The following is a 25,254-nucleotide window of genomic DNA, read 5'->3' as shown; positions in this document are numbered from 1 at the left end:
TGCCCTTCCTGGGGCATGTCCTCTTCCGAGGCGTGCCCGTTCCTGAGGAACGCGGTGCTCAGCGGGTCGCCCCCACGACGATCCACCGCCCGGAGCGGGTGCGCAGCCAGAGCGTGACCATTCGTACGGCCATCATCAGGCCCATCGCCCACCACAGCGCGGTGAGACCGCCGCCGAGGGCGGGGACCAGCAGGGCGAGCGGGGCGAAGACCGCCAGGGTCACCAGCATGGCTCCGGCGAGGTAGCGACCGTCACCGGCGCCCATGAGAACCCCGTCGAGGACATAGACGACCCCCGCGATCGGCTGGGTGAGCGCCACGACCAGCAGGACCGGCAGCAGCGCGTCATGGACGGCGGGGTCACTGCTGAACAGGGGCAGGAAGAGCGGGCGGGCAAGGACCAGCAGCAGGCCGAACACCACACCCGAGACGATGCCCCACTGCACCATCCGGCGGCAGACCTGGCGGGCTCCCTCGGTGTCCCCGGCCCCCAGATGGCGGCCGATGATCGCCTGGCCCGCTATCGCGATCGCGTCCAGGGCGAAGGCCATCAGGCTCCACAGGGAGAGCACGATCTGATGGGCGGCGATCTCGGTGTCACCGAGCCGGGCGGCAACGGCGGTGGCGATCATCAGCACGGCACGCAGGGAGAGCGTACGGACCAGCAGAGGGACCCCCGCCCGGGCGCTGGCGCGGATGCCCGCGGCGTCGGGGCGGAGCGAGGCGCGGTGCCGGCGGGCGCCGCGGACCACCACGACCAGATAGACGACGGCCATGGCGTACTGGGCAATGACGGTGCCCCAGGCGGATCCGGCGATCCCGAAGCCGGCGCCGTAGACGAGGAGGACGTTCAGAACCGCGTTGGCGGCGAATCCGCCGATCGCGACATAGAGCGGGGTACGGGTGTCCTGGAGGCCGCGGAGCACACCGGTGGCGGCCAGCACGACCAGCATGGCGGGTATGCCGATGACGGAGATCCGCAGATAGGTCACGGCGTACGGGAAGGCGGTGTCGGAGGCTCCGAAGACGCTGACGGCCCCGGGGGCCAGGGGCAGGGCCACGGCGACGACGGCGGCGCCCAGGAGGACCGCGAGCCAGATTCCGTCCATTCCCTGGCGGATCGCCCCGGGCAGATCGCCTGCCCCGACCCGGCGGGATACCGCTGCCGTGGTGGCGTAGGCGAGGAAGACGAAGACGCTCACCGCGGTCATCAGCAGGGCGGCCGCGATGGCCAGCCCGGCGAGCTGTGCGGTGCCGAGATGGCCGACGATCGCGCTGTCGACCATGACGAAGAGGGGCTCGGCGACCAGTGCGCCGAAGGCGGGAACGGCGAGGGTGACGATCTCTCGGTCATGACGGCGGCGTATCGCCTTCGGTGACACGGGAGCCTGGGTCATGGTCGCAGCGTAATCGTCCACAGGTAAGAGATGCAAGTGTTCTGTGATCCTTACTTATACTGAGGGTGACGGCTTGGCGCTGGGCCGTTTGTTCCGTTCGTGCTCCGGTTGGGAAAGTTTTTCTCCCCCACAGCCAGTGGATGGAAAAGGCGCAGGTCAGAGCTGGTGCGCAAGAAAGACCGGCCAGTTGTCCACAGTGCTGTCCCCCGCTCCGTGCACAGGTTCGGGGGAGTTCTCCACAGCATCTGCCCGCTCATCCACATGGCCTGTGGATAACCAGATTGGCTGACGGTGGCGAGCGGCCTAACGTGGACCGTCGCTCGACGCGCCGTAAGCCGGGTCGGGCCACTCGATTTGTCAGTGCTGTGCCGTAGAAAGAAGGGGCACGGCGAGGTCCGCTGCGCGGACGGGAGGAAGGTGGCCCGGGTGAGCATTTCCGAGCCCTTGGACGACCCGTGGGCGGCCGACGGAATCCCCGGTGACCGTCTGCCCGTCTCCCGTTCCCGCCGTGACGACCGCGGCCAGGACCGCCGCGGCGGCCGGGACGATCAGCACGAGCGCGGCCGGGACGGCAGTGGCTGGGACGGCGCCGGCGGGGGCTTCGAGCGGGTACCACCCCAGGACCTGGACGCCGAGCAGTCGGTGCTCGGCGGCATGCTCCTCTCCAAGGACGCCATCGCGGACGTCGTGGAGATCATCAAGGGCCATGACTTCTACCGCCCGGCCCACGAGACCGTCTACACGGCGATCCTCGACCTGTACGCGAAGGGGGAGCCCGCCGACCCCATCACGGTCGCGGCCGAGCTGGTCAAGCGCGGTGAGATCACCAGGGTGGGCGGGGCCTCCTATCTCCACACCCTGGTCCAGTCGGTGCCGACCGCGGCCAACGCCTCGTACTACGCCGAGATCGTCCATGAGCGGGCCGTGCTGCGCCGTCTGGTGGAGGCCGGTACCAAGATCACCCAGATGGGATATGCGGCGGACGGCGACGTCGACGAGATCGTCAACTCCGCCCAGGCCGAGATCTACGCCGTCACCGAGCAGCGCACCAGCGAGGACTATCTCCCGCTCGGGGACATCATGGAGGGCGCGCTCGACGAGATCGAGGCCATCGGCTCCCGCAGCGGCGAGATGACCGGTGTGCCGACCGGATTCACCGACTTCGACTCGCTGACCAACGGACTCCACCCCGGCCAGATGATCGTCATCGCGGCCCGTCCCGCCATGGGAAAGTCCACCCTCGCACTGGACTTCGCCCGGGCCGCCTCGATCAAGAACAATCTGCCGAGCGTCATCTTCTCCCTGGAAATGGGGCGCAACGAGATCGCGATGCGTCTGCTGTCGGCGGAGGCCCGGGTCGCGCTGCACCATATGCGCTCGGGCACCATGACCGACGACGACTGGACCCGGCTGGCCCGCCGGATGCCGGACGTCTCCCAGGCGCCGCTGTACATCGACGACTCCCCCAATCTCTCCATGATGGAGATCCGGGCGAAGTGCCGTCGGCTCAAGCAGCGCAACGACCTCAGGCTGGTCGTCATCGACTACCTCCAGCTCATGCAGTCCGGCGGCTCCAAGCGCGCCGAGAGCCGGCAGCAGGAGGTCTCCGACATGTCGCGAAACCTCAAGCTGCTGGCGAAGGAGCTGGAGCTCCCGGTGATCGCGCTCTCCCAGCTGAACCGTGGCCCCGAGCAGCGCACCGACAAGAAGCCGATGGTCTCCGACCTCCGTGAATCCGGCTCCATCGAGCAGGACGCGGACATGGTGATCCTGCTCCACCGCGAGGACGCCTACGAGAAGGAGTCCCCCCGGGCCGGCGAGGCCGACCTGATCGTCGCCAAGCACCGTAACGGCCCCACGGCGACCATCACGGTGGCCTTCCAGGGCCACTACTCGCGCTTCGTGGACATGGCCCAGACCTGATCGCCGCAGGCTTGCCGTGAGGCGGCAGGAGCCTGCTCAGCGCCTTGTCTCGTACCTGGTCAGGACCACGCCGCCGGGAAACGTCCGCGTCTCCACCAGGTTCAGGTTCACCCGGCTGTCCAGCGCGGCGAAGAACGGCGTGCCGCCGCCCACCAGAACCGGATGGGCGGCGATCACGTACTCGTCGATCAGCCCGGCCCGCATGGCCGCCCCGGCGAGCGTCGCGCCGCCGATGTCCATCGGGCCGCCGTCCCCGGCCTTGAGCCGGGTGATCTCGGCGACCGCGTCGCCGCCGACCAGGCGGGTGTTCCAGTCGACCGTGTCGATCGTCGAGGAGAACACCACCTTCGACATGTCCCGCCAGCGGCGCGCGAACTCGGTCTCCGCCGGGGTGGCGCCGGGCTGCTGGTCGCCGGTCGGCCAGTAGGAGCTCATCGTCTGCCACAGCTTCCGCCCGTACAGCGTCAGGCCGGTCGCCTGCAACTGGTCGGACCAGAACTGGAACAGCTCGTCGCTCGGTGTGCTCCAGCCGATGTCGCCGCCGGGCGCGGCGATATAGCCGTCCAGGGACAGGTTCATGCCGTAGATCAGTTTCCGCATGGCGCCAGCCTTCCGTGAGTCGGTCTCACACATACGGACCGGCGCGGTGCGGCAAACCCATCGGTGTCCGGCCTCGGCCCACCTGCGGTCGCCGTGCCGGCCGGCTCAGCCGTTGGACTCGTCGTTCGGCCCTGGAAGCGGCATCGGCCGGGGGCGGTGCCAGGTGGTCTCGTAGTAGCGCACGCGGTGGTCCTCACCGGTCAGGCGCATGCCCGCGGCGGTCATCACATGATGGGAGGGGGTGTTGTCGTGGTCGGCGTCGCCTCTGACCCGGGTGATGCCCAGGGCGCGGGCATGGGCGAGGACGGCGCGGAGGGCCTCGGAGGCATAGCCGCGGCCGCGGGCCGAGGGAACCAGGCCGTAGCCGACGGTGACGGTCCCGGTGTCGTCGGCGGGGCCGTGGAAGTCCACTCCGCCGATGGCCCGGCCGTCGGACCTGAGCCGTATCTCGAAGGCTCCGGGGTGCGGCCGGCCGGCGTCGGCACGGGACCGGGTCTCCAGGAAGCGGCGGGCCGCCGTGCGGTCGTCGGGCATGGGATAGCCCGGTGCCCATTCGGCCCCCGGGAAGGGCCTGCCCTCCGCCAGTTGCCCGGCTTCCCCGGGAGTCAGCGGATGGAGGACGAGGTGTTCGGTAACAAGATCTTTCATGGGGATGGCCTAGCACGTACCGGGGCCGGGACGCATCAGGTAACCAGTTGGTGCCCCGAGTCCGGCAAGGCTGCGGTAGACCTGGTAACCATGAACTCTTCATCTCTGACGGAACGTCTGCTGCCCGGCACCGAACGGGCCCTGCTGCACAGCGTCGCCGCGGCGCAGTCGGAGGGCCGGGCGCCCTCGCTCTCGGCGGCCGTGGCGCGTGAGGGCAAGGTGGTCTGGAGCGCGGTCCGTCCTGCCGGGGAGGGTCCGCAGCCGGGTCCCGAACCGCAGTACCGGATCGGCTCGATCACCAAGACCTTCACCGCGGTCCTGGTGCTGAGGCTGCGCGACGAGGGGCTGCTGGATCTCGGTGACCCGCTGGAGAAGCATCTGCCGGGGACGGACCTCGGCGACGTGACCATTGCGCAACTCCTCTCCCACACGGCCGGTGTGGCTGCCGAAACCCCCGGCCTCTGGTGGGAGCGGACGCCCGCGTCCCTCCGCCCCGGGCTGACGGAGGTGCTCGGCGACGCCCCGCTGAAGCACCCGGTGGGGCGTCGCTTCCACTACTCCAGTTCTGGCTACACGGTGCTCGGTTCGCTGGTCGAGGCCGTCCGCGGGGTGGGCTGGGCGGAGGCCGTCCAGCGGGAGATCCTGGAGCCGCTGGGTCTGGAGCGGACCAGTGTGCGGCCCCTGGCGGCCGCCGTGGAGGGGTGGGCCGTCCACCCCTATGCCGACGTTCTGCTGCCGGAGCCCGTCGAGGACCTCGGGCTGATGGCTCCGGCCGGGCAGATGTGGTCGACCCCCGGGGACCTGTGCCGGTTCGCTTCCTTCCTCGCCGAGGGCGACGACCGGGTGCTGAGCGCCGCGTCCGTACGCGAGATGGCTGTTCCCGCGGCCCCCCTGGAGAGCGAGGAGTGGGACGGCACCTACGGTCTCGGTGTCCAGGTGGCGAGGCTGTACGGCAGGACCATGATCGGTCATACCGGCTCGCTGCCGGGATATGTCGCCGGTCTCTGGGTGAGCCCGTCCGACGGGGTGGCGGCGGCGGTGCTGGCCAATGCCACCTCCGGTCCCCAGCCCTGGGCTGTCGCCGCCGAGCTGGTACGGACCGTGGCCGAGGCCGAGCCCCGGATGCCCGAGCCCTGGCGGCCGTTGCCGGACGTCGATCCACAACTGCTGGCGCTCACCGGCTCCTGGTTCTGGGGGCCCAAGCCCCATGTGCTGAAGCTCCTGCCGGAGCGGGGGCTCGTGCTCGCTCCCGCCGACGGCTTCGGGCGCGGGGCGCGCTTCCGGGCCGAGGAGGACGGCACCTGGACCGGGCTCGACGGGTACTACGCGGGGGAGACCCTGCGGGTGGTCCACCGGCCGGACGGAACCGTCCGCCATCTCGACCTCGGCTCGTTCGTTCTCACCCGTGAGCCCTATGAGCCCGACGCCGGGGTCCCGGGCGGCGTCGACCCCGGGGGCTGGCGGGGCCGCCCCTGAGCCGTCCGCCAAAGGGCACGCAGTGCCCCTGTTTCACGTGAAACAGGGGCACTTCACTCCGCCGTGGTCTCCGCCCCGGCGGAGAGGGGCAGCGTCTCGACAGCGCGGACCAGCGGGGCCAGCAGGGGATTCTCCGCGGCCTCGTCGAAGGCCCGCCGCAATGCCGTGTCATGGGTGGGGCGCGCCTCCGCCAGCAGGGCCAGCCCGGCTTCCGTCACATCGGTGTAGATCCCGCGGCGGTCGGTATCGCAGAGATAGCGGGTCAGCAGCCCCCGGTCCTCCAGCCGGGTCACCAGCCGGGTCGTGGCGCTCTGGCTCAGTACGACGGCGTCGGCGACCTGTTTCATCTGGAGATGCCCGCCCGGCCCGTCGTGCTGTCGGCTCAGCACATCCAGCAGGGAGTACTCGCGCACGCTCAGACCGTGGCCGTTCTGGAGCGTGCGCTCGACCAGGGCCTCGATCTTTCCGTGCAGCAGGGAAAGGGCGCACCAGTTCCGGGCGAGACCGGTGAGCGCGGGGTCGGTGGCGGGCATGGGATCCTCCTCCGGTGCGCGTCCGTGCCCGGAACTCCGGTGCGACGGCCCTGCCAGGGTATGCGACAAACGCAATATCCCGCGTCCGCAACCATTGGCTGCCGCCGGGACCGTGAAGCGCGGGGCGGGAGGATCAGCCGGTCGCCACGGAGAGCGGTACGAAGGAGCGCCGCCAGTCGCCGGGGAGCGCGTCGATGCCGTAGGTCATGAGTACGGTCGTCCCCGCGGCCCGCATGCCGTACTCCACGGCCCAGTCCAGCAGCTCCTGATGACGGCCGTCGACATCGGCCCGCACCTCGCCGTCGACGGCGCCGCCCGCGGCCGCCAGCAGCGCCCGGGCCGTCGGGGTGTCCTTCGCGGTCAGCGGGCCCAGCTTATGGCGGCTGCCGTCCTCCCAGACCCCCGCGAAGCCGCTGAGGCCGTGGTCGTCCTCCGCCACCCACAGCCGTTCGGTCACGCCCGGCAGCCTTGTGATCATCGCGGTCCGGTCCAGGCCGAAGCACTCGGCGTCCAGCCGCACGATGGCGGGGATGTCCTCGGCGGTGGCCCGCCGGGTCCGCACTCCCCGTACCGAGTCCATCGCGGCCGCGGAGAGCCGGCCTCTGATCCGCTCGACGTTCCCGATATTGGTGAAGCCGAGCTTCTGGTAGAGCGGCTGGCCGTACGGTGTCGCATAGAGCACCAGCGGGGTATCACCCGCCGCCTCCATGACCCGGTTCATCAGCCGGCGGCCCATGCCCTGGTGCCCGTACTCCTTGGCGACCAGCAGCTTGCCCACCGCGGCGAGTTCACCGCCGTACGGGGTCAGAACACAGCAGGCCGCCAGCCCCTTGCCCCCGGGGTCGTCGATTCCGAACCCCGTTCCCGCCGTCAGAAGCAGTGCCCAGGTGCTCTCCTCCCGGGACCAGCCGCGGTGCTCGGAGAGTTCGGCGCAGTCTGCGAGGTCGCCCCTGGTGAGTCGGCGGACGGGAAGTTCGGAGGGCGCTGTCGGCATAGGGGTCAGACTGTACGGCGTGGTGATCGCTCGTCCAGTACTTTCCGGGAACTGATCTCTGCCCGCAATCGACCGCGGCGCCGGGCCGGTCCCGGGAGCCGGGGCACGGAGACCGAGGCCGTCGACGGACGGGGCGCGGAGGAAGACGGTGGCCCGCGTGCGGTGGACGGGGGTGCCGCTGGGTGTTTCACGTGAAACACCCCCCGGAGCGGTGCCGGGTCCTCAGCCAAGGTCGGGTGCGTGCAGCGCCCGGACCCCCTCGATATTGCCGTCGAGGTAGTGGCGCAGCGAGAGCGGTACCAGATGGACCCCGGCGATTCCCATCCGGCTGAAGGGCACCCGGACGATCTCGTACTCGCCCTGGGGCTCGTCGACCTCCGGGCCGTGCCGCCGGTCCGGATCCATGGAGAGCAGCCGGCAGACGAAGAAGTGCTGCACCTTCACCCCGGTCACCCCGCCGTCCGTGAAGTGCTCCACGGTGTCGACGAAACAGGGCACCACATCGGTGACCTTGGCGCCCAGCTCCTCGTCCACTTCCCGGTGGAGGGCTTCGACGACGCTGCCGTCCCCCGCTTCCACCCCGCCGCCGGGGGTGAGCCAGTACGGATCCACACCGGGCCTGGTGCGCTTGATCAGGATCAGATCGTCGCCGTCCAGAAGGACGGCTCGTGCGGTGCGCTTGACCACGGGACGTTCGGTCATGCCTGGACCATGGCCCGTACGGCGCGTCCTGAAACTCCCCGCGGGCCGGGGAGCCGCCGGGACGGCGGCCCCGGACCGTTCGCTCCGGCGGCTGTCACCACTCCGCCGCCGCCCGCATCAGCCACTCATGGGCCCGGGCGATATGCGGAAGGGCGAGGGTGCCGGCCCGTACGACGAGGAAGTAGGTCCGCAGCGGGGGCACCGGCGGTTCCAGCAGGGTCACCAGCCGTCCGCTGCCCAGGGCCTCTTCGCAGAGATAGCGCGGCAGTACGGCCAGTCCGGCGCCCGAAGCTGCGCTCTCCAGTACGGCCCGCAGATCCGGGACGATCACGGTGCCCGCGGCGGCGGGCGGGGATTCGAAGACGCTGGACCAGTAGCGGGAGACCAGGGGCAGCGATTCATGCACCTCGACGACCGGCAGTTGCTCCAGCACCACCCGGCCGCCGCGCAGAACGCCGGGCCCCAGCCGGGCCGCCCAGCGCGGTGAGGCGACCAGGACATGCTCCTCGTCGCAGAGCGGAGTGGCGGCGAACAGCCCGCCGCGCGGCCGGGCCGTGGTGATGGCCAGATCGTGGTGTCCGGCCGCCAGTCCCTCCAGGGACTCCTCGGCCTTGCCGAAGGCGGCGCGCAGCGCCAGCCCCTGGGAGAGCAGCGGGGTGAGCGCGGGCAGGGCGCGCAGGGAGGTGAATTCGGGCGGGCCGGCGAGATGAAGCGTCCGTACCCCCGCCTCCTCGTCGAGCCCGGTTTCGGCGATCTCCACCAGGGCGTCGAGATGCGGGGCCGCCCGGTGGGCGAGTTCGTCGCCGACGCTGGTGGGCGTGACTCCTCTGGCCTGCCGCAGGAAGAGGGGTTTGCCGAGCTGCCGCTCCAGGGTCCGTATCTGACCGGTCACGGCGGGCTGGGAGAGCCCCAGAAGGGCGGCGGCCCGGGTGAACGAACCGGCCCGGTGCACCGTGACGAACGTGCGCAGCAGGGCCAGATCCATGCCGAGCGCCTCCTCGACCGACGGTGTCCGCGGATCGGACAACTATAAATAAGTCGATAGGTTGCTGTCGCTACTGTGATTGGACACTGACGCAGAGTCAACTAGCCTTGTGGGGCGGTTCTTCGGGGAGGAACCGGGGCGGTCCGAGCCATGAGGGGGGAGGCTCGGGCCGTCCGCCCGAGCCTGCCCCGCGCCGGGCCGGTCGGCCCCGGCCGGGTCTTCAGCAGTCCGGATCCGCGGTCTCGTCCAGGGCCCGCAGCACATCGGCGACCAGATCGCCGGTGTCCTCGACACCCGCCGACAGCCGGATGAAGCCCTCCGGGACCGCGTCCCCGCCCCACCGTCCGCGCCGTTCCGCCGACGAGCGCACCCCGCCGAAGCTGGTCGCGTCGTCGACCAGCCGCAGCGCGTCGAGGAAGCGCTCGGCACGGCCGCGGTCCGGCAGGACGAACGAGACCACCCCGCCGTACCGCCGCATCTGCCGTCCGGCCAGGGTGTACGAGGGGTCCGCAGGCAGCCCCGGATAGCGCAGCCCGGTCACCTCCGGCCGTTCGGCCAGGGCCTGCGCCAGGGCCAGGGCGTTGCTGCACTGCCGGTCGATCCGCAGCTGCAGGGTGGCCAGCGAACGGTGGGCCAGCCAGGTCTCCATGGGGCCGGGAATCGCCCCCACGATCTTCCGCCAGCGCCGTACCTCCGCGGCCGGTCCGGGGTCGCGGCAGGTCACATGCCCGAGCAGTAGATCGCCGTGGCCGGTCATGCCCTTGGTGTCGCTGGCCACCGAGAAGTCGGCGCCCAGCGCCAGCGGGCGCTGGGCGAGCGGGGTGGCCAGGGTGTTGTCGACGGCGACCAGGGCACCCCGGGCATGCGCCACCCGGACCATCCGGCGGATGTCGCAGACGTCGAGCCCCGGATTGGACGGGGATTCGATCCACAGCAGCCGGGCCCCCTCCAGTACCTCCAGCTGGGCCTCGCCCGCGGTCGGCGCGGTGCGCACCTCGACCCCGTACGCCTCCAGCTGGTCGCGGACCAGGGGCAGCGCCTGATAGCCGTCGCTCGGCAGCACGACCGCGTCACCCGCGCGGAGCGTGGAGAACAGCACGGCCGAGACGGCCGCCATTCCGGAGGAGAACACCGTGGTCTCCACGGATTCCCCCGGTGCCTCCAGCTCCCCGATCGCCCGCTCCAGCAGCGTCCAGGACGGATTGGTGTCGCGCCCGTAGGTGTACGGCCCGGTGGGCTCGCCCGGCAGATGGAAGTGGGCGGCGAACGCCGGACCCGGCAGGGCGGGCTCGTGTCTGACGGGCTCGGGCAGCCCCGCCCGTACCGCTCTGGTGCCGTCCCCGAAACCCGCGTCCCCGAAACCCGCGACCATGGTCGTACCGCTCCTCTCGCCGGTGGGATCCCCCGCCCGGGCGCCCGGCCCGAAGGTTCGGCGGACTGCCGCTCCGGCGCCCTTGACGAGGGAATTCCTTCCTGTGTCTGATCGTGACAGATGTGATCGGGAGAGAGTCGGCCGCGTCGGACGCGACCGGAACGAGAGCAGGGGCGGAGCAGGATGAAGGCATTCCGGCTGGACGAACTGGAGGCGGAGCGCGCCGCCAACGACGGCGCGTATCTGCAGTTCCTGCGCGAGCGGAACATGTCCGTCGGCCTGTACGCGCTCGACGCCGGGGCGCTCGACCCCCAGCAGCCCCACCGCCAGGACGAGGTCTACTTCGTGGTCAGCGGGCGGGCCGCGATCACCGTCGGGACGGAGACGACGCAGGTCGCCCGGGGCAGTGTGGTCTATGTGCCCGCCGGAGTGCCGCACAAGTTCCACCACATCAGCGAGGACCTCCGGGTCATGGTCGTCTTCTCTCCCCCTGAGAGCTGAGGGCCGGCCCCGGGATCCCTAAGGGGCGGTTCAGGGGAGACCAAGGGCCCGGAGCGCCCCGCACCGGCCGCGGCCCGCCTAGCATCGGGGGCAGCAAGCCGGGTATGCGGCCGGGAGAGCCGGAGGAGAGACGAGGTAGGGACCATGGCTGTACGGGAGATCGTCACGGGGCTGCCGTGGTGGGTGAAGTGGGTGGTCGCGCCGGTGCTGGTGCTGCTGCTCTTCGGCGGAGTGGTCGCCCATGTCGTCGGGGTGCTGATCGGACTGCTCTTCAAGGTGCTCGCGCTGGTCGCCCTCATCGGCGGACTGGTGTTCGTCGTCCGGAAGTTCAAGGGGGCGTCGAACTCCCGCGGGGACTCGTAGCCCCCGGGGCAAGGCGTTAACCCGGCCGGGGGAACCCCGGGCCAACCCCGGTCACACTCGGTTGAATGGCCATTACAGTGGCAGTCCGCCGCCGGGTATCCGGATTCACCACCCTTGTGCGCCCTCTCGTACGCCTGTGAGCGCCCCCGTGGGGCCGGGCCGGAAACGGTGCGGCCCCGGGGCCACGGGCCGGGACGGCCGGCCGTCCGGAACCGGCAACCGGGTGCTCCGGTGCGGCGGCGAGCGCACGGGGACCGACCCCGCGGGCGGGCGTCGGCCCGCCACCATGTCAGGGGGTGATCCGTGGCCATGACCCCGGAAGAGTGCGGTACGGGCCGGGCCGTGTGCGCCCGTACGCCGGCCCCCGGCGGCGCGCCCACCCTGATCACCTCGGTGCAGCGGGCCCTGCGGCTGCTGGAGGCCGCCTCCTCGTACCCCGCGGGCGCACCGGCCAAAGTGCTGGCCCGGGCGGCGGCCATCCCGCTCCCCACGGCGTACCACCTGCTGCGCACCCTCGTCCACGAGGGCTATCTCCGGCGTGAGAACGGAGTGTTCGTCCTGGGCGACGCGGTGGGCAGACTGGGGCCCGAGGCGCCCTCTGCCCCTCTGCAGAATCGTCGCAGCAGTCCGAAATCGGGCACGGCGGCCCCGAAATCGGGCGCGGCGGACCCCGAAACGGCCGCCGGGCCGAAGGCCGGACCGGACCCCGGCCCGCAGGCCGGCTCACAGACCGGCCCGCAGACCGACCCGCAGGCCGGCTCACGGACAGGGGCCGCGCCCGGGCCCGCCCGGACGATCGCGATATCCCTCTCGCCCGGCCGGCCCCAGCGGCTGCCGCCGGTCATCGGGCGGCTCCGGCCGGGCCGTGCGGACTGCCCGGTCCGCCCGGTCGCGCCTGCCTCCCGCCCGGCTTCCGGTCACCCGGTAGGCCCGGCGTCTATCAGTATCTGAAAAATCACTCCTTGTAGTCCCCCGGTGACTTAGCGCACGATTATGAGGAGAGCGTCAGGGGAACTCTTCCTGACCCGTTTCGACAGGCTTCAGCAAGAAGGCTGCCCACCAGGCCCATCCGGGCTTTCGTCACTGCGGGGTACACGATGCACGAGTCGGTCCAGGCCGAGGTCCTGATGAGCTTCCTTGTCTCCGAGGAGCTGTCGTTCCGTATCCCGGTGGAGCTGCGCTATGCCACGGCGGATCCGTATGCCGTGCGCATGACCTTCCACCTGCCCGGAGACGCACCGGTGACCTGGGCCTTCAGCCGGGATCTGCTGCTCGACGGGATCGTCGGGCCGAGCGGCGACGGCGATGTGCACATCGCGCCGCTGGGGCCGGACGACACGGCGGACATCGGGATCCGGCTCCAGGTCGGCGAGGACCTCGCCCTGTTCCAGGTGAGCGCCGCGCCCGTCGTGGCCTTCCTCGACCGTACGGACCGGCTCGTTCCGCTGGGCCAGGAGCGGACGTTCGGGGACTTCGACACCGAGCTGGAGCAGGTGCTGCGCAGCATCCTGGCGGAGGAGAACGCGGGCTGAAGCCGGCCGGGCGAGGCTGCCGGGGCCGGGGGCGGCACCCCCGGGTCCCGGCCGTCCTCCGCCCGGGGCGGCGGCGGGGGTACGGCCGGGAACGGCGGCCGACGGGCCCGGCCCCGTTTCCGGTGCGTCCGGCCGCCGTTACTTCTTGCGGCGCCGCCCCTTGCCGGCCCGCGGCCGTACCCCCGCGGCCCCGGACGGCTGCCCGGACCCGCCTTCGGCGACCGCCGGGCCGGGGCTGACCGCGGGCCGGTCGGCCGAGACGACCAGCGCCGCCAGGGCCGTGGTCACCGGTACGGAAGCAACCAGTCCGATCGAACCGATCAGCGTCCGTACGATCTCCTCCGCGATGATCTCGCTGTTGGCGACCGTCCCCACCCCGCTCTGCGCGATGCTGAACAGCAGCAGCAACGGCAGGGCGGCACCCGCGTAGGCCAGGACGAGCGTGTTGACCACGGAGGCGATGTGGTCCCGCCCGATCCGGATGGCCGCCCGGTACAGCGCGCGCGGCCCCATGCCGGGATTCGCCTGCCGCAGCTCCCAGACCGCCGAGGTCTGGGTGACCGTCACATCGTCGAGCACCCCGAGCGAACCGATGATCACCCCCGCCAGCAGCAGCCCGCTCATATCGATGCCCGGATAGAGCCCGTGGATGAGCCCGGTGTTGTCGTCGGTATTGCCGGAGAGATGCGCCCAGTCGATGAAGAACGAGCCCAGCAGCCCGATCAGCAGCAGCGAGATCAGGGTGCCGAGGACCGCCACCGAGGTACGTGCGGTGATGCCGTGACAGGCGTACAGCGCGATCAGCATGATCGCGCTCGCCCCGACGACCGCGACGACCAGCGGATTGGATCCGTCCAGGATCGCGGGAAGGATGAACATCGTCAGTACGGCGAACGAGACGGCCAGCGCGATCAGCGCCATCAGCCCGCGCATCCGCCCCACCAGCACCACGGCCAGCGCGAAGACACCGGCCACCACCGCGAGCGGGAACCGGCGGTTGACGTCGATGACGGCGTACTGGAGGTCGCGGGGCGCATCGGGGGCGTACGCCACCACGACCTGCTGCCCCCGCTCCAGCTTCCGTGACGCGTCCGGCTGGACGATCTCCGCGAAGACCCGGCCCATGTTCGCCCCGGAGGTGATCCTGATGGTCGCCTTCGAGCACTCGCCCCGCTGGGCCGCGACCGCGGCCCGGCCCTGGGGCGTACCGGTGTCGCCGGTCGGTGGCACCTGCGCCGCGTTCACCGACTTGCAGTCGACCGGGTCGACACGGGTGACGACGGCCTGCTCGGTCTGGCGGTCGAAGCCGACGCCGGTGCGTTCGTGGCCGGGGGCCGAGCCGGGCCAGAGGACCGCCAGCCCCACGACGACGGCCGCGGCGAAGGGGATCAGCACCGCGGCGATGACGCGCCGCAGATGCCGTGAGACGGGGGCGGCGGGGCCGTGGCCATGGCTGTGACCGTGGAAGTGGCCGTGTCCGTGGTGATGGCCACCGCCGTGGTCGCCGCCGTCCCCACCGCCGGGACCGGTGGACGTGGACGTGGGCCCGTGCCCGTACTCGTGCGGGCGGTCGGTTCCGGGACCGTGGGGCCCGTGCGGCCCGTGGTGGTCGCCGTGGCCCAGGCCCTGCCCGGGCCCGCCGGATCCGGGACCCGGCCCCGGTGCGGGCGGTGGCGGTACGGGCGGCGGCGGGGCCACGGACGGCGGCGCGTGCGCGTGTTCATGGCTCTGCCCGGGGGGCCGGGCGGGCGTCGGCGGGGCCGCCGGAGCGGCGGCGGGGGCGGGATCCGGGCCGGGGCCGTAACCCTGACCACCGCCGTCCGCCGGACCGTACGCGAACCGGGAATCGGGACCCCGCTGGGGACCGGGCGCTGATGACGTCACCGACCGATCATCGCAAGAACGGCAGGGGGCCCCTGTTCAGCACGCCAGAAATGGCGCTAGCGTGGTGTCACCTTTGCACACGCGGGAGCTCGGAGCACCGGGCTGAGAGGGCGCTGACCTCCGTCGACACACCACCGGCCGGATATGCGGGACATATTCACGCCGGGATGCCGTCCACGGGAACCGCTGCGTCGACCGCCGAACCTGTTACCGGGTAATGCCGGCGTAGGGAGTAGGTCTTCATGACCGTTCAGGATGCACGCGTACGCACGCCCGGCTGGCACAAGGGATACGTCGAGGGTTCGCGCCCCGACCTCCGGGTGCCGGTCCGTCAGGTGCACCTCACCAACGGCCGGGACGTGACGCTGTACGACACCTCCGGCCCGTACACCGACCCCGCCGTCGAGACCGATGTACGCCGCGGTCTGGCCCCGCTGCGGGAGAACTGGATCGTCGCCCGCGGCGACACCGAGGAGTACGCCGGCCGTCCCGTGCGGCCCGAGGACGACGGCGTACGGCACACCGCGCCCCGCGGTGGACTGCGCAATCTCGACGCGGTCTTCCCTGGCCGGCCGCGCCAGCCGCGCCGCGGCCGCGACGGCCGGGCGGTCAGCCAGCTCGCCTACGCCCGCCGGGGCGAGATCACCCCCGAAATGGAGTTCGTCGCTCTCCGGGAAAACGTTTCGCCCGAGATCGTCCGGGAGGAGATCGCCGCGGGCCGCGCGGTGCTCCCGGCCAACGTCAACCACCCGGAGATCGAGCCGATGATCATCGGCAAGCGGTTCCTGGTGAAGGTCAACGCCAATATCGGCAACTCCGCGGTCACCTCCTCCATCGAGGAGGAGGTGGAGAAGATGACCTGGGCCACCCGCTGGGGCGCCGACACGGTCATGGACCTCTCGACCGGGCGCAATATCCACACCACCCGGGAGTGGGTGCTGCGCAACTCACCCGTTCCGATCGGCACGGTGCCGCTCTACCAGGCGCTGGAGAAGGTCGACGGCCGGGCCGAGGAACTGAGCTGGGAGATCTACAAGGACACCGTCATCGAGCAGGCCGAGCAGGGCGTGGACTATATGACCGTCCATGCCGGGGTGCTGCTGCGCTATGTGCCGCTGACCGCGCGCCGCAAGACCGGAATCGTCTCGCGCGGCGGTTCGATCATGGCGGCCTGGTGTCTGGCGCACCACAGGGAATCGTTTCTGTACGAGCACTTCGAGGAGCTGTGCGAGATCCTCGCGGCGTACGACGTCACCTACTCCCTCGGCGACGGGCTGCGGCCCGGTTCGATCGCGGACGCCAACGACGCGGCGCAGTTCGCGGAGTTGCGCACGCTCGGGGAACTCAACGGGATCGCCAAGCGTATGAATGTGCAGACGATGATCGAGGGCCCCGGTCATGTCCCGATGCACAAGATCAAAGAGAACATCGACCTCCAGCAGGAGATCTGCGAGGAGGCCCCCTTCTACACGCTCGGCCCGCTGACCACCGATGTGGCTCCCGCCTACGACCACATCACTTCCGGTATCGGGGCGGCGATGATCGCCTGGTGGGGCACGGCGATGCTCTGCTACGTCACGCCCAAGGAGCACCTCGGCCTGCCCAACCGGGACGACGTCAAGACCGGGGTGATCACCTACAAGATCGCGGCGCATGCGGCCGACCTCGCCAAGGGGCATCCGGGAGCCCAGGAGTGGGACGACGCGCTGTCGGACGCCCGGTTCGAATTCCGCTGGGAGGACCAGTTCAATCTGGCCCTCGACCCCGATACGGCGCGGGAGTTCCATGACGAGACCCTGCCGGCCGAGCCGGCGAAGACGGCGCACTTCTGCTCGATGTGCGGCCCCAAGTTCTGCTCGATGAAGATCAGCCGTTCGATCAACGAGCAGTTCGGCGGGGACGGCGCGGCCGAAGAGGCGAGCGACGAGGACATCGCCGAGGGGATGCTCCGGAAGTCCGAGGAGTTCGCCGCCGGCGGTAACCGCGTCTATCTGCCGATGGCCGACTGACCGGTACGGACCCGGCCGCACCTCCTGGTCACTCGGGGGTGTGGTCGGGCCCGCCGAAGTCCGGACTGGTGAAGTCCGGGCTGGTGAAGGTGGGGCGCTGCCCGGCCGTGGCCCCCTCGCTGGGGCTGGAGAAGTCCGGCCGGTCGTAGCCGACCTTCGGTATCCGGCCCGTCGGGCGCGGCGGTGCCAGGGAGAGCGGTACGGCGCCGGGGTTCTCCAGCGCCGTCCGCAGGAAGGGCAGCAGGCCGCGCTCCAGTACGGCATGGAGCCAGGCGTCCTTGGCACGTGCCACCTCGTCGGGAAGCTCCTCGGAGAACTCCTCGGAGGCCACCTGGGTGGCGCTGTTGCGCACGGCGGTGACCAGCAGCCCGATCGCCGCGGCCAGGATCGCCGCGGCGGTGAGGGCGGCGAAGAACCAGCCCGCGGAGACCAGGGGCGAGGCGAGGGAGGGCGCCGGGTCGAGCATCTTCAGCAGATGGCCGACGAGCAGGAAGATCAGGGCCGCGGTACCGGCGAGCACCGGTGCGAGCACCGTGAACACGGCGCCGAGACCGGCGCCCGTGCCGTCGTTCTCGTTCTCCCCGCCGGTGGGCTCCGGGGGGCCGGGCGGCCCGGCGGCCGGGGGCGAGGGAGAGCGTGCCTCCTCGCGGATCCTCACATAGTGCGCGTACTCGGGCGAGGCGGAGGCGGTGATCAGAGCGGTGGCGTTCTGCGCCAGCGTACGCAGCTGAGTGGCATTCAGCCGCTCGCCGATCGTGGCCAGTTCCGGTCGTTCATGGGCGGTGCTCAGTACGTCGTCGAGGAGCCGCTGGAATTCGGCACGGTCCTCGCTCTGCAGCTGCGGAGCGCTGTTCATGTGCATCCCCCGATGCTCCGTACGCCCGGAAGGCCCGTACGGAAACGGGTCTTCCGGTGGTAAACGGAGGAGAGCCTGCAACGGATAAGCAGATGGTAGAGCCGCTACGGCACGGGGTGACAGAGCCTTTCGGTAAAACGCGTGTCCGGCTTCGGTCAGCCGGCCACGGGCAACCGGACGACAAGGAGCTTTCCGGCCATGGTGACTCCGCCGTCCATGGCGATCGCCAGCCCGCCCGCGTAGACGTGCGGCCCTTCGACGACCGGGCGCTCGCCGTCCTCGCCGTCCTCCGTACCGACCTCGCCGAGGAGATACGGAATGGGGCTGTGACCATGGACGACCCGCGTGCCGCCGTAGGCGTCGAGCAGTTCGCGCACCGCCTGCGGGCCGGCCTCCTCGTCGCGGAAGGAGAACCGCTTGGTCATCTTCCGGAAGAGGTCCCAGCACTCGTCGGGGTCGTTGCGGGTGAGGATGTCGTGCACCGCCTCGTTGACGTCCTCGACGGTGCCGCCGTAGTCGAGATAGGCGGTGGTGTCGGAGTGCAGCAGCAGATGGCCGTCCTCGACGACGACCGCGTCTAGCCGGGACATCCACTGGACATGGACGTCCTGGAGCCGGTCCATATCGGACTTCTGACCGCCGTTGAGCAGCCAGGCGGCCTGGAAGGTCGCGGTGCCGGCGCCGGAGTTCACCGGTGTGTCGACGAAGCGTTTGGCACCGAGCAGCAGCAGCTCGTGATTGCCCATCAGGGCCTTGCAGTAGCCGCCGGCGGCCGCGGCTTCCGCCGAGAGACGCATCACCAGGTCGATGACGCCGATGCCGTCGGGTCCGCGGTCGGTGAAGTCGCCGAGGAACCAGAGCCGGGCATTGCCCGCGGCCCAGTTCCCGTCGGCGTCGATCAGCCCCTGGGCGGTGAGGGCCGCGACGAGCTGGTCGAGATAGCCGTGGACGTCGCCGACGACATAGAGGGGGCCGAGCTCGTTCGCCGCGGGGGCCTCTCCCGCACCCGGCAGGGGCTCCGCCGCGGGCTCGGCGCGGCTGATCACGGGAAGATCCCGCTCGGTGGGGGTGTAGCCCTCGGGCAGCTCGTCCTCGGGGACGGCGTTCCCGGGGTGGTCGTGCTGCGCCACGGGGTACGCGGCGGGCGCCCCGCCGTACGCCGGGGGCTCCTGGTGGTACGCCGGCGGCTCCGGCTCGTGCCGTGGCGCGGCGGTCACCGGGTACTCCGGCGCGGCCGGCGGTACGGCGTGCTCCGGGGCGGCGGGCGGCTGCGCCGGATCCGCCGCCTCGTGGCCGGGCAGCGCTCCGCCGGGCGGTACGGCGGCCTCCGGCGCGTGCGCGGGTGCCGTGTGCCCGGGCGCCGTACGGTCCTGGGCGCCGGCCTCCGGCGCGCGCGGTGCCGGGATGCTCTCGGGACGTTCGCCGTCCTGCGGACTCTCCGACTGCACGGGCATCCGCGCATACGGCGGAACGCGGAAATCGCGCAACGTCGCCGTGCGCACCACGGGTCCTTGACCGGCCCCCTGAGTCATCGACCCCTCCACCACCGTCGCGCCGCCGTTCACCTCTCGGCCCAGCCTGGTCGGGGTGGTCCGCGGTGTCGTCCGCCCATCATAGGAATGAGGTCCGCGCTGTGTGACGCACCAGGGGTGGTGAATCCGGCCGTACCCCGCACACCTCGGCTGTTTCGCCCCAATAGGGCCCCAATTGGGGACGCCGGGCCGTCGTGCCGGACATCCACCGGGGACGTACTGGTGACGCGCCGGTGACGGTCCGGGGCCCGTCCGGGGGCTCGTCCGGCCCGGGTGCCCGGCGGGACGGCCGGTGCGGCCGTCCCGGGGCGCCGCCCGCCGGGCGGAGACGGCCTAGTCCGGCGCCGGGGAGCGCGGCGGGCTGACGGTGGTCCTCGGGGAGCGGCGCTGCGAGGAGGTCCGGACGATCAGCTCCGTCGGTATCACCTGCTCGACCGGACGGTCCTCGTCGATTCCCTCGATGGCGTCGATGAGCAGTTGGACGACCGCGGTGCCGATCCGGCGCGGTTTGAGCGAGAGCGTGGTGATGGGGGGCTCGGTGGTGGCGTAGACCGTCGACTCGCTGCAGCAGACGAGCAGCAGGTCGTCGGGGACCCGCAGCCCGTACCGGCGGGCGGCGGCCAGCAGGTCCGTGCCATTGGGGTCGAAGAGGCCGTACACGGCGTCGGGGCGGTCGGGGCGGGCGAGGAGCCGGTCGGCGGCGACGGCCCCGGCACAGGGGTCGTGGGCGGGGTAGGACTCGTAGACCGGGTCCTGTCCGACCCGCTCGCACCAGTTCAGATAGGCGGTGGTGGAGAGCCGGGTGTAGGTGTCCGTGGTGGTGCCGGTGAGCAGCCCGATCCGGCGGGCGCCCGCGTCGGCGAGATGGTCGAGGAGGTCGAGTACGGCGGCTTCGTGGTCGTTGTCCACCCAGGCGGTGACCGGGAGGGTGCCGGCCGGGCGTCCGTCGGAGACGACGGGCAGGCCCTGCCGGACCAGCTCGGTGACGACCGGATCGTGGTCGGAGGGGTCGATGACGACCGTGCCGTCGAGGGCGACGTTGGACCAGACGTCGTGGCGGGAGGTCGCGGGCAGGATTACCAGCGCATAGCCCCGGGCGAGCGCGGCGGAGGTGGCCGCCCGCGCCATCTCGGCGAAGTACGCGAACTCCGTGAAGGTGAAAGGTTCATCCCCGTACGTCGTCACGGTCAGACCGATGAGGCCCGACTTTCCGGTACGGAGGGTGCGGGCGGCCGCCGACGGGCGGTAGCCCAGCCGGTCGGCGACTTCGCGCACGTGTCTGCGGGTGGCGTCCGGGAGCCGGCCCTTCCCGTTCAGCGCGTCCGAGACGGTCGTGATGGAGACACCGGCTGCGGCGGCGACGTCTCGGATGCCTGCCCGACCTTGCCGGCTGCCCCGGCGGGTTGTGTCCGTCCGGCTCACCTGGTGCTTCCCTGCTGCTGTCATGGCGTGCCGATATTAGGGCTCGGGCGGGCGGTGGGCCCGATCACCTCTGCCTCCGTTGACAGGCACGATTCTGCATGATCATAAGCCATCAACTACCTTGGAATTTAAGGCACTTATCCGTTAGTCATAGGTCGGCTGAGGTGTGCTTCGGTCCAAGCCTGGAGCTGGTTCGAGGTCTCGGAGAGGTCTCAACTCACCTCTACGGGGGACGCGCGCCACGGAGCGAACCACGGGCGCGCGGCGGAATGCCTTGCGCTCCCCCGGATTCCGAGGGGGTTCACGGGCTTCTCTCCGGAGGTAATCCTCATAAGGTGTGCAGTATTGGGTCCGGCCGGATTCCGGCGGGGCCGTGGACGGTCGTTCGGTTGGTCGAGGAGGATCTGCGGTGAGCGAGACGAGCCCCAAGCTACGTGCCGAGCTGGACGGAATTCCCACGTACAAGCCGGGCAGGCCGGCGGCCACCGACGGCCCCGTCGCCTACAAGCTGTCGTCCAACGAGAACCCCTATCCGCCGCTCCCGGGGGTGCTGGAGAGCGCCCTCGCGGCGGCGCACAACCTCAACCGCTACCCCGATATGGCCTGTACGGGGCTGATGGCCGAGCTGGCGGACAGGTTCGGGGTGCCGGTGTCGCATCTGGCGACCGGTACGGGATCGGTCGGTGTGGCCCAGCAGCTGCTCCAGGCCACCGCGGGCCCGGGCGACGAGGTGATCTACGCCTGGCGGTCTTTCGAGGCGTACCCGATCATCACCCGGGTCAGCGGGGCGACGCCGGTGCAGGTGCCGCTGACCGCGGGCGAGGTGCACAATCTGGACGCCATGGCCGATGCGGTCACCGACCGGACCAGGCTGATCTTCGTCTGCAACCCGAACAACCCGACCGGGACGGTGGTACGGCGCCAGGAGCTGGAGCGTTTCCTCGACCGGGTGCCGTCGGACGTGCTGGTGGTGCTGGACGAGGCGTACCGGGAGTTCATCCGGGACACGGCCGTACCGGACGGTGTGGAGATCTACCGCGACCGGCCCAATGTGGCGGTGCTGCGGACCTTCTCCAAGGCGTACGGCCTGGCGGGGCTGCGGGTCGGCTTCGCGATCGCCCATGAGCCGGTCGCGGCCGCGCTGCGGAAGACGGCCGTGCCGTTCGGGGTGACGCAGCTCGCGCAGGACGCGGCCGTCGCCTCGCTGCGGGCGGAGGACGAGCTGCTGGGCCGGGTCGGGATGCTGGTCTGCGAGCGGGCCCGGGTCTGCGAAGGGCTGGTCGGGCAGGGCTGGACCGTGCCGGAGACCCAGGCCAACTTCGTCTGGCTGAGGCTGGGGGAGCGGACGGCGGAGTTCGCTGCGGTGTGCGAGGAGGCAGGTGTCGTGGTCCGGCCCTTCCCGGGCGAGGGCGCGCGGATCACGATCGGCGAGCCGGAGGCGAACGACCTCTTCCTGAGGGTGGCGGGCGACTTCCGGCAGAAGCTCTGACGGACCGCGCCCCACGGCGCTCCCCCGGGAAACCACAGTGTGATCGCGGCCCGGGTCCTTCGAGGACCCGGGCCGCCGGTGTTTCCGGCCGCGCCCCGCCGGGCCGGTGTCTGTCGCCGGTCCCCGGTCCGGGTGGCCGGCCCGGGACCCCGGGCGGCCGGTGCCGCGGATCCGGGCCCGCCGAGGGCGGGCGGCCGACGGGGCGATCAAGCATCCGGACCGTTGTCGAGTCAAGAGGTACCCCCCGGTCACCAGTCCGGATTTCGTATGAGACATAATCTCATGTGAATGTGAACGCTTTCACAAGCGTGTCTCGTTCATCCCGCTCTGACCGGGATTAATCAGGCAAACTGCCGATCGACCTCGTCGATGTAAGGAGATGACGACGTGGACTTGGCTCTGGCGCCGGAGACCCTGGCGCGATGGCAGTTCGGCATCACGACCGTCTACCACTTCCTCTTCGTCCCTCTGACGATCTCCCTCGCCGCCCTGACCGCCGGTCTGCAGACCGCCTGGGTCAGGACGAACAAGGAGAAGTACCTCAAGGCGACCAAGTTCTGGGGCAAGCTGTTCCTGATCAATATCGCCATGGGTGTCGTCACCGGCATCGTGCAGGAGTTCCAGTTCGGGATGAACTGGTCGGACTACTCCCGCTTCGTCGGTGACATCTTCGGCGCTCCGCTCGCCTTCGAGGCACTGATCGCCTTCTTCTTCGAGTCGACCTTCATCGGGCTCTGGATCTTCGGCTGGGACAAGCTGCCCAAGAAGATCCACCTGGCCTGTATCTGGATGGTGTCGATCGGTACGGTCCTCTCCGCCTACTTCATCCTGGCGGCGAACTCCTGGATGCAGCACCCCGTGGGCTACCGCATCAACGAGGAGCGCGGCCGGGCCGAACTGACCGACTTCTGGCGCGTGCTCTCCCAGGACACCGCGGTCACCCAGTTCTTCCACACGATCACCGCGGCCTTCCTCGTCGGCGGCGCCTTCATGGTCGGCATCGCCGCCTACCACCTGGCCCGCCGCAAGCACGTACCGGTCATGCGGACCTCGCTCCGGCTGGGCCTGGTGACCGTGATCGCCGCCGGGCTGCTCACCGCCGTCAGCGGTGACTTCCTGGGCAAGGTCATGTTCAAGCAGCAGCCGATGAAGATGGCCGCCGCCGAAGCCCTCTGGGACGGCGAGGCCCCGGCACCCTTCTCCCTCTTCGCCTACGGCGACGTCGACAAGGGGCACAACGAGGTCGCCCTGGAGATCCCCGGGATACTGTCCTTCCTCGCCAACGGCGACTTCGACTCGTACGTCCCCGGCATCAACGACATCAACAAGATGGAGCAGGAGAAGTACGGCCCCGGCGACTACCGGCCGAACATCCCCGTGGCCTACTGGGGCTTCCGCTGGATGATCGGCTTCGGTATGGCCTCCTTCGCCCTCGGTCTGCTCGGCCTCTGGCTGACTAGGAAGAAGTTCCTGCTCCCGGCGGCGCTGCGGACGGGCGAGGACGAGGTGCCGAATCTGGTGCTCTTCCGGCGCAAGGCGCTGAGCCCGCGCTTCGCCCGCTGGTACTGGATCACCGCCCTGTGGACCATGACCTTCCCGCTGATCGCCACTTCCTGGGGCTGGATCTTCACGGAGATGGGCCGCCAGCCCTGGGTGGTCTACGGAGTGCTGCGGACCAAGGACGCGGTCTCCCCCGGCGTCTCGCAGGGCGAGGTCCTCACCTCGATGATCGTCTTCACCCTGCTCTATGCGGTGCTCGCCGTGATCGAGGTCAAACTGCTGGTCAAGTACGTCAAGCTGGGCCCGCCCGAGCTGACCGAGGCCGATCTCAACCCGCCCACGAAGATCGGCGGCGACGACCGTGACGCCGACCGGCCGATGGCCTTCTCCTACTGAGGCCGAAGGAGCTGCTCAGTCATGGAACTCCACGACGTCTGGTTCGTGCTGATCGCCTTCCTCTGGACGGGCTACTTCTTCCTCGAAGGGTTCGACTTCGGGGTCGGCGTGCTGACCAAACTGCTCGCCCGCGACCGCAGGGAGCGGCGGGTACTGATCAACACCATCGGCCCGGTCTGGGACGGCAACGAGGTCTGGCTGCTGTCGGCGGGCGGTGCCACCTTCGCCGCCTTCCCCGAGTGGTACGCCACCCTCTTCTCCGGCTTCTATCTGCCGCTGCTGATCATCCTGTTCTGCCTGATCGTCCGGGGCGTCGCCTTCGAGTACCGGCACAAGCGGGACGAGGACCGCTGGCAGACCAACTGGGAGCACGCCATCTTCTGGTGCTCGCTGATCCCGGCGTTCCTCTGGGGTGTGGCCTTCGGCAATATCGTGCGCGGCGTCAAGATCGACGGTGAGATGGAGTACGTCGGCAATGTCGCGGACCTCCTCAACCCGTACGCCCTGCTCGGCGGACTCGTCACCCTGACCCTGTTCACCTTCCACGGGGCGGTCTTCACCGCGCTGAAGACCGTGGGCGACATCCGCGGCCGGGCCAGGGCGCTGGCCACCAAGCTGGGTCTGCTCACCGCCGTACTCGCGCTCGGCTTCCTGGGCTGGACCCAGGCCGACCGCGGCGACACGGCGAGCCTGGTCGCGATGGTCGTGGCGGTGCTGGCCCTGGTGGCCGCCATCGCCACCAATCTGGCCGGGCGCGAGGGCTGGTCGTTCGCCTTCTCGGGCGTGACCATCGTGGCCGCCGTCGCGATGCTCTTCCTGACGCTCTTCCCGAACGTCATGCCCTCGTCGCTCAACGAGGCCTGGAACCTGACGGTCACCAACGCCTCGTCGACCCCGTACACCCTGAAGATCATGACCTGGTGCGCCGGGATCGCCGCGCCGCTGGTGATGCTCTACCAGGGGTGGACGTACTGGGTCTTCCGCAAGCGGATCGGTACACAGCACATTGCCGACGCGCACTGAGCGCCGCGTACCGGCCGGTGCAGGGGCCGGTGACCGCGGGCCCCGGGCCCGCGGTCAGGCTCCCGCCGGCCCGGCCCGGGGCGGTGCTCAGAACCGCTCCGCCCTTCCCGACCGTAGG

Annotated in this window: 22 protein-coding genes; 10 read left to right on the top strand and 12 right to left on the bottom strand. The window is 70.6% G+C overall.

What is annotated here, in order from left to right; translation table 11 throughout:
* Positions 1-58 precede the first annotated feature (58 nt).
* Complete coding sequence (locus ACWDR0_RS12350; protein ID WP_456351600.1) at positions 59-1,396, bottom strand: MATE family efflux transporter; 1,338 nt, start codon at positions 1,394-1,396, stop codon at positions 59-61.
* A 426-nt stretch (positions 1,397-1,822) separates the two neighbouring features.
* On the opposite strand from ACWDR0_RS12350, the gene dnaB reads away from it, so the two are divergent.
* Positions 1,823-3,319, top strand: a complete 1,497-nt coding sequence (dnaB, locus tag ACWDR0_RS12345) for a replicative DNA helicase (RefSeq protein ID WP_456351599.1) — start codon at positions 1,823-1,825, stop codon at positions 3,317-3,319.
* 36 nt (positions 3,320-3,355) lie between these two features.
* On the opposite strand, the gene ACWDR0_RS12340 is transcribed toward dnaB, so the two are convergent.
* A complete protein-coding gene (locus tag ACWDR0_RS12340) occupies positions 3,356-3,919 on the bottom strand; it encodes a dihydrofolate reductase family protein (RefSeq protein WP_456351598.1) in 564 nt (187 codons plus the stop codon).
* Between the two features lie 105 nt (positions 3,920-4,024).
* A complete protein-coding gene (locus tag ACWDR0_RS12335) occupies positions 4,025-4,567 on the bottom strand; it encodes a GNAT family N-acetyltransferase (protein WP_456351597.1) in 543 nt (180 codons plus the stop codon).
* 90 nt (positions 4,568-4,657) lie between these two features.
* On the opposite strand from ACWDR0_RS12335, the gene ACWDR0_RS12330 reads away from it, so the two are divergent.
* On the top strand, positions 4,658-6,043 hold the full coding sequence (locus ACWDR0_RS12330) for a serine hydrolase domain-containing protein (RefSeq protein ID WP_456351596.1): 1,386 nt from the start codon (positions 4,658-4,660) through the stop codon (positions 6,041-6,043).
* Between the two features lie 53 nt (positions 6,044-6,096).
* On the opposite strand, the gene ACWDR0_RS12325 is transcribed toward ACWDR0_RS12330, so the two are convergent.
* From ACWDR0_RS12325 to ACWDR0_RS12305, 5 genes are all read right to left on the bottom strand, one after another.
* Positions 6,097-6,576: a MarR family winged helix-turn-helix transcriptional regulator gene (locus ACWDR0_RS12325; protein WP_456351595.1), complete on the bottom strand. Its 480-nt coding sequence runs from the start codon at positions 6,574-6,576 to the stop codon at positions 6,097-6,099.
* A gap of 133 nt (positions 6,577-6,709) precedes the next feature.
* Positions 6,710-7,570, bottom strand: a complete 861-nt coding sequence (locus tag ACWDR0_RS12320) for a GNAT family N-acetyltransferase (protein WP_456351594.1) — start codon at positions 7,568-7,570, stop codon at positions 6,710-6,712.
* A 222-nt stretch (positions 7,571-7,792) separates the two neighbouring features.
* The gene (locus ACWDR0_RS12315) at positions 7,793-8,272 is read right to left on the bottom strand and encodes an NUDIX domain-containing protein (protein WP_456351593.1); all 480 of its coding nucleotides are present in this window, start codon (positions 8,270-8,272) and stop codon (positions 7,793-7,795) included.
* Between the two features lie 94 nt (positions 8,273-8,366).
* Positions 8,367-9,257 (bottom strand): LysR family transcriptional regulator, encoded by an 891-nt coding sequence (locus ACWDR0_RS12310; RefSeq protein ID WP_456351644.1) that lies wholly within the window; start codon positions 9,255-9,257, stop codon positions 8,367-8,369.
* A 220-nt stretch (positions 9,258-9,477) separates the two neighbouring features.
* Positions 9,478-10,629: a cystathionine gamma-lyase gene (locus tag ACWDR0_RS12305; RefSeq protein WP_456351592.1), complete on the bottom strand. Its 1,152-nt coding sequence runs from the start codon at positions 10,627-10,629 to the stop codon at positions 9,478-9,480.
* 183 nt (positions 10,630-10,812) lie between these two features.
* On the opposite strand from ACWDR0_RS12305, the gene ACWDR0_RS12300 reads away from it, so the two are divergent.
* From ACWDR0_RS12300 to ACWDR0_RS12285, 4 genes are all read left to right on the top strand, one after another.
* Positions 10,813-11,130, top strand: a complete 318-nt coding sequence (locus tag ACWDR0_RS12300) for a cupin domain-containing protein (RefSeq protein ID WP_456351591.1) — start codon at positions 10,813-10,815, stop codon at positions 11,128-11,130.
* A gap of 144 nt (positions 11,131-11,274) precedes the next feature.
* On the top strand, positions 11,275-11,493 hold the full coding sequence (locus ACWDR0_RS12295) for a DUF5326 family protein (RefSeq protein WP_456351590.1): 219 nt from the start codon (positions 11,275-11,277) through the stop codon (positions 11,491-11,493).
* A 309-nt stretch (positions 11,494-11,802) separates the two neighbouring features.
* Positions 11,803-12,444 carry a helix-turn-helix domain-containing protein gene (locus tag ACWDR0_RS12290; RefSeq protein ID WP_456351589.1) on the top strand — a complete coding sequence of 214 codons (642 nt, stop codon included), beginning with the start codon at positions 11,803-11,805 and terminating at the stop codon, positions 12,442-12,444.
* A gap of 146 nt (positions 12,445-12,590) precedes the next feature.
* On the top strand, positions 12,591-13,025 hold the full coding sequence (locus ACWDR0_RS12285; protein WP_456351588.1) for an SsgA family sporulation/cell division regulator: 435 nt from the start codon (positions 12,591-12,593) through the stop codon (positions 13,023-13,025).
* A gap of 138 nt (positions 13,026-13,163) precedes the next feature.
* On the opposite strand, the gene ACWDR0_RS12280 is transcribed toward ACWDR0_RS12285, so the two are convergent.
* Positions 13,164-14,723, bottom strand: a complete 1,560-nt coding sequence (locus ACWDR0_RS12280) for a YibE/F family protein (protein WP_456351643.1) — start codon at positions 14,721-14,723, stop codon at positions 13,164-13,166.
* A gap of 428 nt (positions 14,724-15,151) precedes the next feature.
* Between ACWDR0_RS12280 and thiC the strand changes: the two genes are divergently transcribed.
* The gene (gene thiC, locus ACWDR0_RS12275) at positions 15,152-16,918 is read left to right on the top strand and encodes a phosphomethylpyrimidine synthase ThiC (RefSeq protein ID WP_456351587.1); all 1,767 of its coding nucleotides are present in this window, start codon (positions 15,152-15,154) and stop codon (positions 16,916-16,918) included.
* 28 nt (positions 16,919-16,946) lie between these two features.
* On the opposite strand, the gene ACWDR0_RS12270 is transcribed toward thiC, so the two are convergent.
* The 3 genes from ACWDR0_RS12270 to ACWDR0_RS12260 all read right to left on the bottom strand — a co-directional run bounded on the left by ACWDR0_RS12270 (position 16,947) and on the right by ACWDR0_RS12260 (position 20,752).
* A complete protein-coding gene (locus ACWDR0_RS12270; protein ID WP_456351586.1) occupies positions 16,947-17,780 on the bottom strand; it encodes a hypothetical protein in 834 nt (277 codons plus the stop codon).
* Positions 17,781-17,929: 149 nt separating this feature from the next.
* Entirely contained in the window at positions 17,930-19,306 is a 1,377-nt protein-coding gene (locus ACWDR0_RS12265; protein WP_456351585.1) for a metallophosphoesterase, read from the bottom strand.
* A 333-nt stretch (positions 19,307-19,639) separates the two neighbouring features.
* Positions 19,640-20,752, bottom strand: a complete 1,113-nt coding sequence (locus ACWDR0_RS12260) for a LacI family DNA-binding transcriptional regulator (protein WP_040915572.1) — start codon at positions 20,750-20,752, stop codon at positions 19,640-19,642.
* Positions 20,753-21,137: 385 nt separating this feature from the next.
* On the opposite strand from ACWDR0_RS12260, the gene hisC reads away from it, so the two are divergent.
* The 3 genes from hisC to cydB all read left to right on the top strand — a co-directional run bounded on the left by hisC (position 21,138) and on the right by cydB (position 25,136).
* On the top strand, positions 21,138-22,217 hold the full coding sequence (gene hisC, locus ACWDR0_RS12255; RefSeq protein ID WP_456351584.1) for a histidinol-phosphate transaminase: 1,080 nt from the start codon (positions 21,138-21,140) through the stop codon (positions 22,215-22,217).
* A gap of 387 nt (positions 22,218-22,604) precedes the next feature.
* Positions 22,605-24,113 carry a cytochrome ubiquinol oxidase subunit I gene (locus ACWDR0_RS12250; protein WP_456351583.1) on the top strand — a complete coding sequence of 503 codons (1,509 nt, stop codon included), beginning with the start codon at positions 22,605-22,607 and terminating at the stop codon, positions 24,111-24,113.
* 21 nt (positions 24,114-24,134) lie between these two features.
* Positions 24,135-25,136 (top strand): cytochrome d ubiquinol oxidase subunit II, encoded by a 1,002-nt coding sequence (cydB, locus tag ACWDR0_RS12245; protein ID WP_456351582.1) that lies wholly within the window; start codon positions 24,135-24,137, stop codon positions 25,134-25,136.
* Positions 25,137-25,254 lie beyond the last annotated feature (118 nt).

The organism is Streptomyces sp. NPDC003691, from assembly GCF_053981115.1.
This window is presented reverse-complemented; position numbering and strand designations above follow the sequence as displayed.